1 protein-coding gene is annotated in these 18,637 nt (G+C 45.2%); it reads right to left on the bottom strand.

What is annotated here, in order from left to right; all coding sequences use genetic code 11:
• Window positions 1-181: 181 nt before the first annotated feature.
• Window positions 182-18,124: a retention module-containing protein gene (locus L4C44_RS13475; protein ID WP_428805219.1), complete on the bottom strand. Its 17,943-nt coding sequence runs from the start codon at window positions 18,122-18,124 to the stop codon at window positions 182-184.
• Window positions 18,125-18,637 lie beyond the last annotated feature (513 nt).

Genomic DNA, 18,637 nt, shown 5'->3' with positions numbered 1-18,637 from the left:
GAGCATTCATGTAACTGTGCATGAATAGGTGTTGAAGAAGAGTTTCTGATCCACAACTCTTTGAAATAAATTGTTTTCGATTTATACCGTAACAAAAAATAGGCCAGCATTGCTGGCCTATTTCGTTTGGTTTTATGGTTCGCCTTTAGTTTAATCGTTAGATTCTAATACCTAGGGCGCGTTAACCGTGAGTGATGACATTCTGTTGCACTAACGCATCCAAAATATCTGACGGCATGGTGCCACTTAGCGTTAACTGAGGAGCAAGGTCTTCAACCACGATCACTTGCTCTGTGGTACCCAAACCATCAGGGTTGATGGTTAGCTCTACATCATTTCCATCCACTTTTGCATCGATATGTTGTAACAGCGTCGTCATGTTTACAGTGGCATCTTTCAGTTCCGGCAACACCTCTCGTAGGTCAATCTGATCGCCTTCAGATAGATTGAAATCGGTAATGGTGTCTTCAACGCCATCTTCAATATTGAGCCATACAAACGAATCCATACCATTGCCACCGGTTAGAATATCGGAACCGCCGCCACCAATGAGTGTGTCGTTACCATCACCGCCAACCAGCGTATCGTCACCCGCTCCACCTACAAGTCGGTCATTTCCAGTACCGCCAGTGAGGTTGGTATCAAAGTTACTCGCTAAAAGTTGCACATCGTCTGTTTCAGAAGACAGATCGAGATCTATTGGATTGGCAACAATATTGAGATTCAGATCGATGTTTTGAGATATCGCAATATCGTTGTTGTCCGCCTCTTCAGATACCGCCTCAACTTTCAAGGTGTAATTACCCGGGGTTAACGGTTTACCTAATGATGACTGCTCGACGAGTCTTAGACTATCAATCGCATCAGCGGTCGCTATCCAAGTATCACCCACCAGCGAAACCGTACCCACATCACTGGTTACATCAACACCATCCGGAACATCACTGATCTTCAGCGTTAACTCTTCAGTAATGTCCGTCAATGCAGCGACAATTCCAACTAAAGCGACTCCACTATTAGCGACCACAGATGAGCTGGTCGTAATATTTCTCACATAGTTGAATGCCGGATCAATAGACAAGGTTGGCGCATTCGCCACTGGTGTCACCGCGATGTTATAAACCACTGGCGCAGTTTCAATCGCGATACCAGAAGGGTTACCGCTGTCTTTGGCGATGACTTCCAATCCAATGCTATTGGTTGGAGACAAGCTCGCATCGAGGTAAACACCACTTGGACTGGTTGGCGTATCAATCAGAGCATTCAAATCGTTAAGAGTACCGACTAAGATGATCGAACCGGTGTTGTTGCCGTTAACCATCACAGTCGTCCCTGCTGGGAGTACTACATTCAATGTGCCGTAATCCACTGTCAGCGTGACTGTCATTAAGTCATTAGCATAGGAATCAACATAATCGGGGTCAGTGACATTAATGCCACTCAACAACTGACCGGCGTCTTCGTCAATTAAATTGGTGACGTTGTCACCATTAACAATAGGCGTATCGTTAACGCCTTGCACCACAACACTGATTTCTGCTGTATCCGTTAGGAAGTCATCAGCCCCGTTGGTTGTGCCATTGTCTTCCACGGTGTAAATGAATTTAACGTCGCCATTGTAATCATCGGCCGCTGTGAATACCCAATATGGGCCGTTGATCGAGTTGTCATCCACACCACCGACATTTTCGAACTTCTGAATCTGTCCCTGACCTTGGTCGATAACGACTCCAGTCACGGTAATGGCATCGCCCTCAGGATCAGTCGTCGCTGCAATCAGGTCTTCAGCTTTGATGATCAATTGGCCTTCTTCAAGCATGGTACCCAAGTCAACATTGGTTGCCACTGGCTGATCATTCACTTCTGTCACCACAACGCTGATTTCTGCAGTATCCGTTAAGAAGTCATCAGCACCGTTAGTCGTGCCATTGTCTTCTACGGTATAAGTGAACTTAACGTCCCCGTTATAATCATCTGCAGCCGTAAATACCCAGTATGGGCCATTAATCGAGTTGTCGTCCGCACCACCGATATTTTCGAACTTCTGAAGCTGCCCCTGACCTTGGTCGATAACGACTCCAGTCACGGTGATGGCATCGCCCTCAGGATCGGTCGTCGCTGCAATCAGGTCTTCAGCTTTGATGATCAACTGACCTTCTTCAAACATGGTACCCAAGTCAACATTGGTTGCTACCGGTTGGTCATTGACTTCTGTTACTACAAGGCTGATTTCCGCATTGTCTGTTCGGAAGTCATCCACACCGTTGGTGGTACCATCATCGATGATGCTGTAATCGAATTTAACGTCACCGTTGAAATCATCAGCAGCCGTAAATATCCAAAATGGGCCCGTAATCGCAGCGTTATCAGCACCACCAGCGTTTTCAAAGCGCTGTAATTGACCTTGGCCTTGAGTAAGGGTCACACCCGTTACGGTGAGGTTATGATTTTCAAGGTCAGAGCTTGCTGTAATTAAATCACCTTCAACGATAACAAGCTGGCCTTCCTCGGCAATCGAGCCCAGATCAACGTTGTTTGCCACCGGAGCATCATTCACTTCCGTCACCTTAATGGTGAAGGTAGTTTGATTGGTTTGAGCGGTATTCGGATCACCCGCGTCAATCAGACCGTTATTACCACCGTCATCGAGCGTTGCATTGATCGTCACTAACCCACCCTGACTAAGGTAATTCTGGTCTGGGTCTGGTTTGAAGGTCACCGCTCCATTGGTCAATGCCGTATTGATGTCGGCCTCTTTACCCGTAATCACCAGCGAGCCATCAGATTGCAATACAAACGTCACATCTGGAGAGCTTGTAAACTCAAATACGCCCTGTGCTCCCGGCAATGTTTGGTCAATTTCCAACGTCAGTACATACGGTGCATCCGGGTTATCAAAATTAGCGTCTACGTCGTAGATGCTAAAGTTGTCAATCGCCACACCACTTGAGTCTTCTTGCGTTTCAATGTTGGTGACATTCACAAACGTTGGTTGATCGTTAATAGGATCAATCACTAAATCAACATCGAAGCTCGTTGGAGTACCTAAGTATTCCGTGTTGTCAGCGTCTGTATCCACAGAGCGAACCGTAATTTGCAATGGCCCATTGATACCAAGCGCATTGCCTGTATCACTATTATGTTCCCCAGAATTGAATACGATCTTATCGAGTGACTGAGCAGGAACATCAAGTGTCCAAAGCTGCGTCGCCGGATCGTAGCTAGCCAATGTCGTGCCATCTGGATAGAAAATAGAAGCATCTTGAGGCACACCCGCCACTTCAACTCGAAGTGTTTCAGGAGCATTTTCAGTAAACGTCCCACTTCCTGTTGCAGACAGTTCTTTGTCCAAAATAGTCGCATTGATTTCGATATCAATGTTTTGACCTTCATTGCCTGTCACAGAATCGGTTGGGTTGGTATCTACATCATCGCCCACAGGTACCACATGCAGTTTGAAGCTTGGTAGATTTGCCGCCGCAGTAGGCACACCCAACAAAGATTCTTGAGTGAAGACCTCAACGCCAAACTCAGCGGTACCACTGAAATTTTTAGGAGGTAAAATCGACAACTCACTCAAGTCAAATGACAGCCCTGAGGCTTGCGGTAGTTGAACACTCCATTCACCTCCACCGTTGTTCTTTATCGTGTAAGCTGAACCCGAGTCTGCACTCATCAAGAAGCCGTCTGGCACACCTGTAAACTTAACCGAAACAAACTGCTCAGAGCCATCGAGGTCAGTCAATGCAATAGATACTGGCCCTGTTCCAGACAGTGAAATAGGCTGATCTTCATTACCCGTAATCTCAATCACATCAGGGTCACTGCCCGGCCCTGTGACAAGTACATCATCGACAACCGGAACAACATCAAAACTAACACTCGTATTGAAAGTGTCGGAGTCTGCTGCAGTGCCTACAGGAGAAGCAGGATCATTATAGGATGCTGTATCTGTCACTGTGCCGCTGACATTAATCTGCACTTGGTTAATATCATTTCCAGTTGGATAATTCGCTATTGCCCTAAAGAGCACGTTATCGAGTGCACCAGCCGCGATTTCAGCTTGATTAAACGTCACAGTTGTTCCTAATGACGCGCCCGTATCGTCATAGAATGCCCCTACCGAAGGATCATCCAAGGTCAAGGTAATGGACGTAAACTCTTCTTGACCACCTTCTAAACCTGAAACTTGATCCGAAATGGTCGAGTTGAAGTCGAGCTGAATATAGGTGTCTTCGTAACCTACTGGATCTTGTCCAGCCTGGCCGTCGTTATCAACAGGATTGAAGAGATCATCAAGAGAGCCTACAACATTAACTTCAATTGTTGGGTCCGTTTCTGCATCTGGTGCTACCTTAATAACCACCTCTGTGTCTAACGTCTTCTCATCACCCGATAGAAGGTCTTTAGTCACGATCGAGATTGGCAACCTAAAGTCACCAGAATAGTCTGCAGGTAAATTGAGCAGCAACCCAGCAAAGTCTGTTGAAACACCCTGTTCTACGGTTGTCTCAAATACATATTTTCCGTTAACGAAATCGATATCACTATTGCCAGATACGCTGATTGGGAATGTAACTTCATTTGGCGTTCCTGGATTTATAGTGATGCTGTCGTCGATAACAATCGTTACTTGGTCAGTCGAGTCGTCTTCACCCGAGAAGGTAATCAAGCTATTTAATGCTATACCAAGATCGAGTTGTGTATCTTCAATGGCATCAATAACACTGTCTGGCACTAGAGCAATGTCAGCAGCAACTTTATCTGGGGCTGTCAGCACTTCAGGATAAGAAAGAGTGACCTCTCCCGTACGTTGCACTTGAGCAGACGTCTCATTGTTAGCATCACCAGGATCTGATACCAAGGTGAAAATTGTCATCTTGATATCATTGAAATCAGTAACGACATCATCTGCATCATTGGCAGGGGTGAAATCTAGCCCACGAGGAGCACTGACGCTGAAGGCATCTTCATTGGTTACAACCCAACGGCCACCACCTTCGTATGCAGCCCCGTTAACGACGAGTTGTCCCAACACTTCATCAGACAGCGCACTTCCGTCGGTATTAGTTAACTGGACTATCACTTCATCGACTTGTTCTTCTACTGTGCTTAAATCTGTTTCTTGGTATCGGACAACGTATTCATCCGAAATTGATGTGTTATCACTGTTCGTTGTAAATTTAATTACGCCATTAGCATCAGCCGTAATCGTAGTGAGATCTCCAGTGCCATTTTCGTTTGAAACAACAATCTTGTTGTCGGCATCTCCAGGTTCAACAACCGGTCTTACACGCACATCAATCGAGCCCGTAATTGTCGCTGTTGCAATCCCCTGACCAGGATCAGTTGCATCAACATACTCATGATCTCTTTCTTCAATCATGACAACCGTATTAAGCGTAAAGTCGGTGCTCGAATCTTGAGCTGGCGTTATCTGGATAAAGTTATTGTTCAGCGCGATCTGAGTAAAGTCTTCTGCCGTCTGACCACTCTTCGGAGTGATGGTTAAAGTACCTGCAGCGGCATCGTAAGCCCATGTAACATCGCCATTAACCACAACACTTTCAACATCATTCGGAATGTCACTGATGACTATCGAGGTGAAATGTTCATCATCATCAATATAATCAGTGCCCTCTGGATGCCAATCAATGTTGATCGCGGTATCTTCATCACCATTAGTAACCGTGTTGTACGTCGTAGAAGTATCGATTTTAGGTTCGACTAGCACTCGAATTTCTTGATCGAACGTAAGCGTGTGACCATCGTTCTCAGTCACAATCACTTTACCTTGAATATGAATATTCTCAGTTGAAGAGTCCACAGGTCTGATACGGATCCCTGACGTTTTACCCGCCTCAGTAATATTAGCTTCATAGATAGGTTTAGATAAGTCAGGGCTACCACCCGGCCCGGTTTCGTAACCGACAAAGTTAAGGTCAATAACCGTACCGTCCCCATCCTCCAGAATTACGCCATCAGGAATACCCGAAAGGATAACGGTTATGGATTCTGAACCATCGTCCGGTAATGGTGTGGTGCCAGTCTCCGGTTTTCTCTCACCCGACAATACGGTGAAATCAAGCTCGGCATAGCTATCGCCATTTTGGCTCTCTTGAATCGTCGTTTGCACACCATTTACAGAGCCGTCTGTAATAGCACTCCAAGCCGTGCCATTCGTTCCGCCATAAGGAGTATCAGCAACACCTTTCACCTCAACATTAACCGTTTTAGTCCCCAGGATTTCTTCATCGACTTGAGCACCCGTTGATAGGTTTGCAGTGTCTTTGACTACGCCCGTTACATCGAAGGTGAAATCTACATTGCTGTGTTTGGTTGGAACAACCTCAACGTTTGCTAAATCGGAATACGCTATTTCTTGGTAATCGATACCATTAATAGTGACCGTTGGAACGACATTCGTGGTCCCTAGGAAATAGAGCACCGCACCTTCAGTAATATTGCTGATACGAACAAACAACTCTTCAGAGCCGTCAGCGTCCACCGAGCCGTTCATGGTGATCACTTCGTCCAGCGTGAAGGCATCTTTGTTAGCCAGAGGACCGATATAATCTGGATCATCAATGTTGTCTTCGTTAATACGAATCCTGTTAACACTGAAGGTTCCCGGATCGGCATCGGCAGTCACATCAATGATAATATTCTGTTCGACAGAGCGAGCAGTTGTCTTATCGTTTGCTCCACCATTCGCCGAGTCATCGTATGGGTTGAGTGCCTCTTCTGTAATGGCTGTCGCTTTGAATTCAATTTGCCCAGAGAAGTTATCGATTGGGTTAACCACAGTGCTATTAATATCTGCAGCAGCGATAACGTAAACACCATTAACTGGTGTTAAAACATTGCCGCTTTGATCAAGTAATTCAAACTTGCCGTCGCCTTGAACAGCTTCAAGCTCATAAGTGATGGTTTCCGTTTGGCTATTGTCTTGTGACTCTGCATTCAACTGCAGCGTGACATTGTCTTCATCTTCATTCACTTGATATTGATACGTGCTATTGGCGTCATCCCAAGTCGCGATGTCCGCCACCGCTTCAATTTCGATTCTGAAGTTTGAATTGATAGTGTGATCCAGTGAACCATTGTTATCAATTTCGAGTTCATAGCGAACTCGGCCACCAGTTTCATCTGAACTAGCGTGTTGATCAGGGACGAAAAATAGGTTTTCTATCGTCGCGATAGTTTGTCTTGGTTCATTCGGATTTGGAGCAAAGCTTTGTTCGAGTTGAGGAGGACCAAATATAATGCTCCCATTTGGCTGAGGCACTAATTCAATGTACTTAGAGCTAACACTATCAAAGTAATAAAAAGTACCTTGGTGACTGTCACCTCCATTCGGGCTTTTAATCGTCAACTGCCCAATAGATTCATTGTTATCTTGGTCGTATAAGTTAACTTGCAGAGCAACTTGCGCTGGCGCATTAGGCAGACCACTTTGGTTATCTTGATCATTCTCAAAAGCGGGTTCATCACCCGATGCGTAAGGTATCGTGAAATCTCTACCCGCATCCTCAAACGTAGTCACTTTCAGCGAGATAGCTGACGAATTTCGATCTGTAATAGTGATATCTAATGGTGTTTCTGATGTATCTAAATCCCCATCTGTTGCAATCACATTAATAGAGAAATCTATTGTCTCACCGTTATGCTCTAGATAACTGTTAGCTCTAAACTCAACCTCACCATTTGAGTTAATACGCAATCGACCAAGTTCACGGGTATCAACACCTCCATTGGTCTGCTCGTATACTCGAACCTCTTGACTACCATTGTTTAAATCGAAACCATCACTGTAAGGCCCACTATTTCCTGTACGGAAAACGATATCAGCGCCATTGCTAGTAATACCTTCAATTCGACTCAGAACAGCACCATCAGCACCCACATCCGTCGCATTGGCAAACATGTCGACTTTGGAGTTACCATAGCCCTGACCTTCAAGACGAGTAATCGACTGGGTTGTCACCAGTGGAACATCATCAGTCACGGTAATTTTCAAATCGATAGCATTCGACTGGTCTTGGTCGAAATCTTTGGCCACGACAGAGAAATCAAGCTCTATGGTGTTTTCATCCGTGCCATCAGGGTGTTTAAGTGGTTTGAACAACTCAAATTGATAACTGTTATTTGAGGTATCAAAAATGATTTCAAACACAGGCTGATTGCTGGTTACCGTCTGAGCAACATAAGTGAAGGTTGTGCCGCTTTGTGAAACAGGCAGCCACTCTAAGCTTTCTCCATCAGAGGTTAAGCCCGCGATAACTAAGTCTTCATCGATCAGTTCATACTTAACAACGCCATCGGCACCTTCATCAACCGTGAATAGTCCGTTAATAAAGGTATCTTCGGATTGATCCGAACCAATCCCAGCAAGATCATCTTCATCAACAACCGTTTCACCTGTTGGCGCACTCATTACTGGCACATCATCGAGCACTTCGATTGGCAATACATATTGATTAGAGTCATCACCGTCACCATCAACCGCAACGACATCGAATGGAATCGTTAAGGTATTGGAATTCGGGCTTGTTGGATGATTTAGAGGACCTAACAACGTAAACGTATAAGAGCCGTCATTCGCTAACGCGAGCGTGAAGATAGGAGTACCGCTTGTCGTCGTACCTTGATAGGTGGTTGTGTTCGCGGCTCCTGTGACTTCTGTAATAGAAATCGCTTCAGTTCCAGAGGTCAATGTCGCTTCAAGCGCAGAGATATTGCGCAGTTCGTAAACCTCTACTTGGTCAGCACCTTCTGTGGTAACAAATGCACCTGTCGCTTGTGAAACCACAGAGCCCAAGTCATCTTCATCAACCACAAACGTACTCGCAACCGTCGTATCAGTTATGACTGGCACGTCATCAGTAATAGTAACCGTAAGAGGTTTCATCACAGAATCGGTATTGTCTTGGTCGACTGCGATCACTGGTAAAGTGAAGATTTGATCGTTGTTGCCTTGCACAGGCAGATGATCGAGCTCTTCCAATAAAGTGAACGTGTATTCGCCTAGCACCACACTACTAAAAGTGATAGTGAAAATATCGGTTTGGACACCACCACTTTCAACGTAACCAATATAATGATCGCTATTTAGAGGATCTTCTTTTAACTGAACCACCAAACCATCCGCTTTCAAATCGCCCGACGTGTTGAACTGGGTGGTATCAATACGGAAATGACTCACATCATCACTTCCCGCTGTGAAAGTAATCGTTTCAGTTTGGCTCACAGGTAAGCTCGGAGATGAGCCATCCACAAGATTCGCTTCTTCCAATGCAACCGTTGGTACCGTATCAATTACCGGTGGAGCACCATCTGAAATCGTCAGTGTCACAGTCGAAGTGACAATATCGCCGTCTTTATCTTCTGATGTCACGGTAATGGTCTTAACGATGTCACCACCGGAATGATCCAGATTTCGATTCGGCTCAAAGCGCATATCACCTTCAAGCGTGATAAACAGCGAACCTTCCGTAAATACGAACTCTTGCTCACCAGTATTGCTTTGCACCAGAGATTCTTCAGGCTGACTACCATAAGTAAATTTGGTTATGGTGGCGCCATCAGCACTTTGTGCAGGCATCACATCAAATGTCGTTGTGGTAGGCGTGCCCGTACTTGGCTCTGTGATGCTAAGAGCACCAGATTGCATCAATTGAACGTCATCACTGATGGTCACAGAAAGCGGTTTAGACGGTGAAATATCGCCATCGGTATCTTGCGCATATACCGACAAGTCAAAGCTGAGGTCGTTGTTTCCTAATCCGTCGACATGGTCCAAACGCTCTAACAAAGTAAACGTGTATTCACTCGGGTTAGTGTTATCAAATTCTAGGGTGAAGATAACTTTCTCAACACCGGATCCATCCGTTGTGAATGCTATGTAGTCACCTGAACCAGCAGGCTCTTCACGCAAGCTCAACTCAAGGCCATCAGACTTCAATACACCGCTGTTATTAAACAACCCTACTTCGACGACAATTTTCTCGATGTCATCACTGCTTGCAAGTGAAGTAATGGTTTGGGTCACGCTGACTGGGCTGCCACTCGGCGTTGAACCATCAGCCAGTAAGCTTTCAGACAAGCTAACACTCGGCACTACATTCAACGTTGGTCCATCACCATCAACGATAGTGAGTGTGACCGTTGAAGAGGAAATATCCTTATCAAAATCAGATGAAGTAAATTCAATCAGCTTAACAATGTCGCCTGCAGAGTGGTCAAGATTACGATTTGGTTCAAACCTCACATCGCCATCCAAAGTGACAAACAGCGAGCCTTCAGTGAAAACAAATTCCTGCTCACCGCTGATGTTTTGATTCAAAGTAATCGCAGCTCCACCGTCATAGGTGAACTGTGTAATGGTTGCCCCATCAGCACTTGGCGTAGGCAAGACATCAACGGTCGAGGTAGTTGGTGTGCCAGTATTTGGCTCTGTGATGGTTAACGTGCCATCTTGCATTTGTTGGAGGTCATCTTGAATGATGACAACAACATCACGCTTAACTGAGTCATCACCATCAGTATCAACTGCATAAACAGGCAAGTTGAAGTTAAGGTCGTTATTGAGAGCGCCATCAACGTGATCGAGTGCCTCAATCAGCGTGAAGGTGAACTGACCTTTATTGACACTATCAAAATCAATGGTGAATACATTGGTTACGTTACCCGCCCCATCATCAGTAAATCCGATGTAATCGCCAGGTGAAGCAGGATCTTCTTTTAGCTGAACAACAAGACCATTTGATTTCAGTACATCACCAGGGTTGAATTCATTGGTCGCAATTCTAAAGTGGCTTAAGTCATCACTACCCACGGTGTAGGTAATGGTTTGTGTTGAACTCACCGCAGAACCACTCGGCGTTGAGCCATCTGCTAGGTTCACTTCCGATAAGTTCACGCTAGGAACAACATCGATTACCGGATCAATACCATCTTGGATCGTTAATGTGACATCCGCGGTATCAGTATCGTTGTCAAAGTCGCTGGTCGTTACAACAATCGTTCTAACAATATCACCCGCTGAATGATCCAGATTTCGATTTGGCTCAAAACGAACTTCGCCTTCAATCGTGATGTACAGTAAACCATCGGTTACGGTAAACACCTGCTCTGTCGATACATTCGGATCTAACGTGACAGCTGTACCACCATCGTAAATAAATTGGGTGACCTTTGCGCCATCAGCACTTTGAGTCGGCATAACATCGATGATTGACGTAGTTGGTGTGCCCGCCACGAGATCAGCCAGTGAAGGCTCAACAATATTCAATGACCCGTCTTGTACACCTTGTACATCATCAGTAATGGTCACTGTCATTGGTGACATTGCAGACTCATCACCATCGGTATCCACTGCTAAAACAGGTACATCGAAGTTTAAAGTGTTGTTCTGCAAGCCATCCGCATGGTCTAACGCTTCAAGCAGTGTAAACGTGTATTGACCTAAATTGGTGCTTGAGAAACTGATCGTGAAGACGTTGGTTTCTACATTAGCACCATCTTTTACAAAGCCAATGTAGTTACCAGAGTTCGCTGGCTGCTCTTTAATCTCAACCTCTAAGCCATTCGACTTCAAAGCCCCCGAAGTATTGAACTGAGCAGGGTCAATTCTGAAATGACTAACATCATCACTACCCTCGGTATAGGTAATCACTTGAGTCATCGATACTGGATTGCCCGTTGGCGCAGAGCCATCAGCCAGATCGACCTCAGAAAGACTCACACCAGGAATGACGTTGATGATTGGTAGATCGCCATCGGTAATGGTTAGCGTTACTGTCGAAGTCACCACATCACTATCAGAGTCGCTTGAACTGACGACTATCGACTTGACGATATCCCCGCCCGAGTGATTAAGGTCGCGGTTCGGTTCAAAGCGCACATCGCCTTGCAGCGTGATATAGAGCGAGCCTTCAGCAACCACAAACTTCTGCTCTCCCGTATTACTCTGGTCAAGCGTAAACACTGTGCCGTTGTCGTAATTGATTTGGGTGATGGTCGTACCGTCTGCGCCTTCTTGATCAAGAACATTCACAGTCGTGGTTGTCGGTGTGCCCGAGGCTAAATCAGCCACAGTCGGCTCTTCAATGCTGAGAGCGCCATCCACCATGACTTGAATGTCATCGGTAATCGTTACAGCCAGAGGCGACATCAGAGAGTCATCACCATCACTATCGACCGCGTACACAGGCAAGTTGAACGTTAGGTCGTTATTACCTTGAATTGGTGTGTGGTCAATCGCTTCTAAAAGAGTGAAGGTGTATTCACCTAAAGTCGTGCTGCTAAATGAAAGTGTGAAGACCGTGGTTTCTACATTTGAAATGTCCGTGGTGAAGCCAATGTAGTTACCCGAGCCCGTTGGCTCTTCTCGGATCTCAATCACTAAGCCATCAGATTTCAGAGTACCGCCAGTATTAAACTCACTCGGCTCTAAGCGGAATTTTACAACGTCATCACTTTGGTTGGTAAAAGTGATGGTTTCTGTTTGGCTAACCGCACTGCCACTTGGTGATGAGCCATCAGTCAGATCCGCTTCTTCAAGTGCCACACTCGGAACAGCATCGATAGTCGGGTTATCGCCATCGGTTATGGTCAAAGTAACGGTTGCTGTCACCGGATCGTTATCAAAGTCATTGGATGTCACGACTATCGACTTAACAATGTCTTCACTAACGGAATGGTCTAAGTTACGGTTGGGCTCAAAGCGCATCTCACCTTGAAGGGTGATGTACAACTCACCTTCTGTGAAACTGAATTGCTGTTCGCCTACGATGCTCTGATCCAACGTTTTAACGATGCCACCAAAAGAAAACTCAGTAACCGTTGCACCATCAGCACTTTGGTTTGGCATTACATCAATGGTATTGGTTGTTACCGTGCCATCAACCAGATTTGGTTCAACGATATCTAGAGTGCCATCTTGCATGATTTGAACATCATCACCGATGGTTACATTAAGTTGAGACACCAAAGAATCATCGCCATCGCTGTCTACCGCATAAACCGGAAGATCAAAGCTCAGATCATTGTTTGCTAGGCCATCCACATGGTCTAACGCTTCCAATAAAGTAAAGGTGTATTCACCAAGGTTCGTGGTCGAGAAGCTAATCGTGAACACCGGAATTTCAGCATTTGAACCATCAGTAATGAAGCCGATATAAGTGCCAGGATTAGCAGAATCTTCTTTTATCTCTACCGCAAACCCATTCGATTTGAGAGCACCGCCGGCATTGAACTCGGTTGGTTCAATGCGGAAACTGGTCACATCATCACTTTGACTAGTAAAGGTAATCGTCTCAGTTTGACTTACAGCACTACCACTTGACGCTGAGCCATCAGCAAGGTTGCTTTCAGACAGAGTAACGCTTGGCACCGTATCAATGGTCGGGATATCACCATCGGTAATCGTCAGTGTGACGGTAGAGGTCACTGTATCCTTATCGAAATCGCTTGAGGTGACCTCGATCTGTTTAACGATATCTCCACTAGTATGGTCGAGATTACGATTCGGCTCGAAGCGAACGTCACCTTGGATAGTGATATACAGTGAACCTTCAGCAACAACGAACTTCTGCTCACCAGTATTGTTCTGGTCAAGCGTTAATACAGCCCCGCCATCATAAGTGAATTGCGTGATGGTCGCACCGTCTGCCCCTTCTTCATCAAACACATTAACGGTCGTTGTTGTCGGTGTTCCCGCCGCTAAATCAGCAACCGTCGGCTCGACAATATTTAGAGCCCCATCTTGCATGATTTGAACATCATCACCGATGGTCACATTCAACTGTGACACCAATGAATCATCGCCGTCGCTGTCTACCGCATAAACAGGAAGGTCAAAGCTCAGATCGTTGTTCGCTAAACCATCCACATGGTCTAACGCTTCCAATAAAGTGAAAGTGTATTGGCCTAGGTTAGCACTAGAGAAACTGATCGTGAACACGTTGGTTTCGACGTTCGAACCATCAGTCACAAAACCGATATAGCTACCTGGTGTGCTTGGGTCTGCTTTTAGCTCAACCACCAGCCCATTTGATTTGAGCGCCCCACCAACATTGAACTCTGTCGGTTCAATACGGAAACTCGCCACATCATCACTTTGATTAGTGAAGGTAATCGTCTCTGTTTGACTTACTGCAGCACCGCTTGGCGTAGAACCATCACTCAAATTAGTTTCGGATAAAGTAACACTCGGAACATTATCAATCGTTGGGATGTCACCATCAGCAATAGTCAACGTGACCGTAGAAGTAACAACATCATTATCTGAGTCGCTTGAAGTCACAACTATCGACTTAACGATGTCTCCACTTGTATGGTCGAGATTACGGTTTGTTTCAAAGCGCACATCACCTTGCAGCGTGACATAGAGCGAACCTTCAGCAACCACAAATTTCTGCTCTCCCGTATTGCTCTGGTCAAGCGTAAACACTGTGCCGTTGTCATAATTGATTTGGGTGATGGTCGTGCCGTCAGCCCCTTCTTCATCTAGAACATTCACGGTCGTGGTTGTCGGTGTGCCCGTGGCTAAATCAGCCACAGCCGGCTCTTCAATCGTAAACGCGCTATCTACCATGACCTGGATATCATCGGTGATCGTCACTGCAAGAGGCGACATTAGAGAATCATCTCCATCGCTATCGACTGCGTACACTGGCAAGTTAAACGTTAGGTCGTTGTTACCTTGAATTGGTGTGTGGTCAATCGCTTCTATCAGCGTAAAGGTGTATTCGCCTAATGTCGTGCTACTAAATGCTAGTGTGAAAACTGTGGTCTCGATATTTGAATTGTCATTGGTGAAGCCAATGTAGTTACCCGATCCCACTGGCTCTTCTCGAATCTCAATAACTAAACCATCAGATTTTAGAGTACTGCCAGTATTAAACTCACTCGGCTCCAAGCGGAATTTTTCAACATCATCACTTTGGTTGGTAAAAGTGATGGTTTCTGTCTGGCTAACCGCACTACCATTCGGGTTCGAACCATCACTCAGATGAGTTTCAGATAAGCTAACCGTTGGAATAACATCAATGGTTGGGATATCGCCATCAGTGATGGTCAGTGTAACCGTTGAAGTAACCGAATCTTTATCGAAGTCACTTGAGGTCACCACAATCGACTTCACGATGTCTTCGCTCGTGGTATGGTCGAGATCGCGGTTTGGTTCAAATCGCACCTCACCTTGCAGCGTGATGAACAACTCGCCTTCAGTGAAACTAAACTGTTGCTCGCCAGTATCATTCTGGTCAAGCGTTCGAAGTTGACCGTCATAGGTGAACTGAGTAATCGTCGCGCCATCTGCACTTTGATCCGGCATTACATCGATAGTATTCGTTGTAACCTTACCGTCAGCCAGATTAGGCTCAACAATATCTAATGTGCCATCTTGCATGATTTGAACATCATCACCGATAGTCACATTAAGTTGCGAGACCAATGAGTCATCGCCATCGCTGTCTACCGCATAAACTGGAAGATCAAAGCTTAGATCGTTTTTATCTAGGCCATCCACATGGTCCAACGCTTCCAACAAAGTAAAGGTGTATTCACCAAGAGTGGTGGCCGAGAAGCTAATCGTAAACACTGGTATTTCAGTATTTGAACCATCGGTAATGAAGCCGATGTATGTACCCGGATTCGCTGAATCTTCTTTTATCTCTACCACAAAACCATTCGATTTGAGTGTACCACCTACATTGAACTCGGTTGGCTCAATGCGGAAATTCGCCACATCATCACTACCAGCGGTAAAGGTAATCGTATTGGTTGTGTTTACTGTGCTTCCACTTGGTGTAGAACCATCAGCTAGATTCGTTTCAGATAAAGTAACAGGCGGAATCAGATTAATCGCCGGGTTTTGACCATCGGTAATGCTTAACTCAAGCGTTGAAGTATCAGTGTCCCCATCGCCGTCTTCTGCTAAGAATGAAAACTGTTTTACTATAGTTTCACTACTTGAGTGGTCGATATCACGAGCGACTTCAAAACTGAAATCACCGTTTAATGAGATAGTGACGACACCCTCAGTAAAACTGAAAGTTTGAGTAGCATCGAGGAGCAGGCTTTGATCTAGCGAGTAATCAACACCATCATAATTAAACGATTGAATTGTAGAGCCATCTGCACCTTCAAAGTTGAATAGGTTATACGAAACCACGGTATCGCCCGCTAAAGTCGGCTCAGTGACAGATTCAACCTTATCGACTAACTCAACAACATCATCTGTGACATTAACGAGAATCTCAGCAGCTTCTGGTGTGTTCGAACCTCCAGATAGTGCAGAGCGGTCGCCATCTGCATCAACGGCATAAATTGGCAATGCAAAGGTCAACAACGCGTCTTCAGCGCCTTGGTGAGAAAGCTCTTCATACAGATTAAATTCGTAGCTGCCTAATGAAGGGCTATCGACTTTAACGTCAAAGACTGTAATTCTCGAACCATTGACCTCAACATAACCTTCGTAAGTTCTTACACCGTTGGTTTCATCAATCAACTCAAGTAGCACAGCCTCGCCATTTGAAACCAAGCTGCCACCAGTATTAAACTCTGCTGGTTCAAGTTCATAATGGTCAATGATATCACTTTCAAAAATGTCCGCGGTGATACTGCCGCTGCCTGAAACTGGCGCCGTGCCCTCTTGTGAGCCGCCAACAATGCCCGCTTCATCAACATCAATACTGTCAACATTAGTGATAACAGGGCTATCACCATCAGTGATGGCAATATTGATGGTATTGGTTACAACATCTTGGTCAAAATCGGTAACCGTGATTGGTAATGCAAACAAAAGAGTGTCGGAGCTCACTTCTTCGATTGGCTTAAACTGTTGGAAATTGTACGTGCCATCGGTATCAAGCGAGATAGTGAGAACAACCTCACCTCGGCCTTGGATGGACAGAGTAATCGTTGTTCCATCATCAGAAAGTCTGGCAAGCGTGTTTTGATTATCACTAAGCAACCCATCAAACTGGTCCAGAGCACTAGCATCAAAGACTGCCGATTGAAGATGATCACTTCCAATAATCGAAAAGGTCCCTTCGATAGCTGCACTACTAGTTTCAACGTTAGTGATAGTCACGCTTTCTGCTGACGGGTCCTCCCAGTCAAACACCGTAACTTGTGCGCTGATTGGTGCTGCTATCGGGTTTCCTGCGGAATCTTCACCTTGAACATCAAAGGCAATATTAATTTGATCGCCAGTATAAGAAACCTGGCCACCACCAATAGAAGGCACATGGTCAATAGGTTGAGAAACTGTTGTGGTCAGCGATAGTTCAATGTTATTTCCAACACTGATAGCTTCAATATCAATGCGTAGTACTTCGTCCGAACCTAGAACACCGACGATAGAATTGGTCGCCGCATCATAAGTGAACGTAACGGGCTGACCACTTGAGGTAATATCACTGTTTAGTTCATTGAGTAGTGAAGCAAGGGATAGTGCTTCTGGAGCGAAGGAATCAGGAGAGAGAGCCAAACTACCAGCAACAATCGTTTCGATAATCGTTAAGGATTGAGGATAGGTATTGCCTGATATCGAGCCTTCATGGAGCTCTTCACTAATAGATTGACCACCAGCTGAACGGGTTATCGTTCTGAACTCTTCTCTGTCTTCATCAACAGTTTGTCCTGCTAGACCAGCGGTCTCAAAGAATGTCGATGGCTGAGTTTCGGTGTAGTTATAATCAATCGTCACAAAGCCAGCATTTGCAGAACCTAATCCGCCACCAGCAGCCGTTGCCTCTAAGATTTGAGTCGGATCCGCACCACCTAAAATGGCTTCTTGAATTGCAGCAAAGTCGTCTTCGGTGAAGGTTTCTGCGTCTGTTTGCTGTAAGTCAAAATTAACCTCACCGGCGACTGGAGCGTCTACCCATGCGGCAGTCTCATCAACACAGCCAACACAATTCTCTCCAACCGGAATCGAATCATTCTGAACGCCTAATACAAGCTCTGACTTGTTGGCCGTAATCACGATCTCATTTTCACGGATGATATCGCCAACTGAAATCTTTCTTGCGCTGCCGTCAGGCTTAACTACGACGACATCTCCACTAGTTGCTTCAACTACCGCAACCTGGCGCGAAACTTCGATATCCATATATCCCCCGATGTCACAAAACACTATCTATTAGAGCTGTGAAAATTATTTGTAATGGCAATTACAGGTTTTCATTAAGCGTATACCTAACTCTTTTCATCGCTAGTCAATGGTTGTGTCTCATTGGCATAAAAAGAGAATAGTTTTCACTTGTTTTTTTATAGTTTACTTACTCTTAAGCCTAGTCTTCCCCATAAAAAATACCATGTCTGTACTAAGCAACGCTTTTTCACAAATCGCTCATTCTCTATGGATTGCTAGAAACACAAGTTAAAAGCTCGTAGGGTGTTGATTTATATGCATATAAACTCACAATGATATTACACCTCTTAATTTTATAAATATATACAGGATTAAAGTTGATAAATCATTAGAATTTATGAGCAATTAATAGAGCTAATCTATACCTAAACCCCAAAGGAGAACCAAATCCCATATTTGAGACAAGATTCAGCACAAAGCTGATGAGAAACTGTTCAAACACCGTATATGGGGTCAACTAAGAATGCAACC

It is taken from the genome of Vibrio satsumensis, assembly GCF_050337435.1.
GTDB classification, from domain to species: domain Bacteria; phylum Pseudomonadota; class Gammaproteobacteria; order Enterobacterales; family Vibrionaceae; genus Vibrio; species Vibrio satsumensis.
The sequence above is the reverse complement of the archived record's forward strand: the minus strand, read 5'-3'. Positions and strand labels throughout refer to the sequence as shown.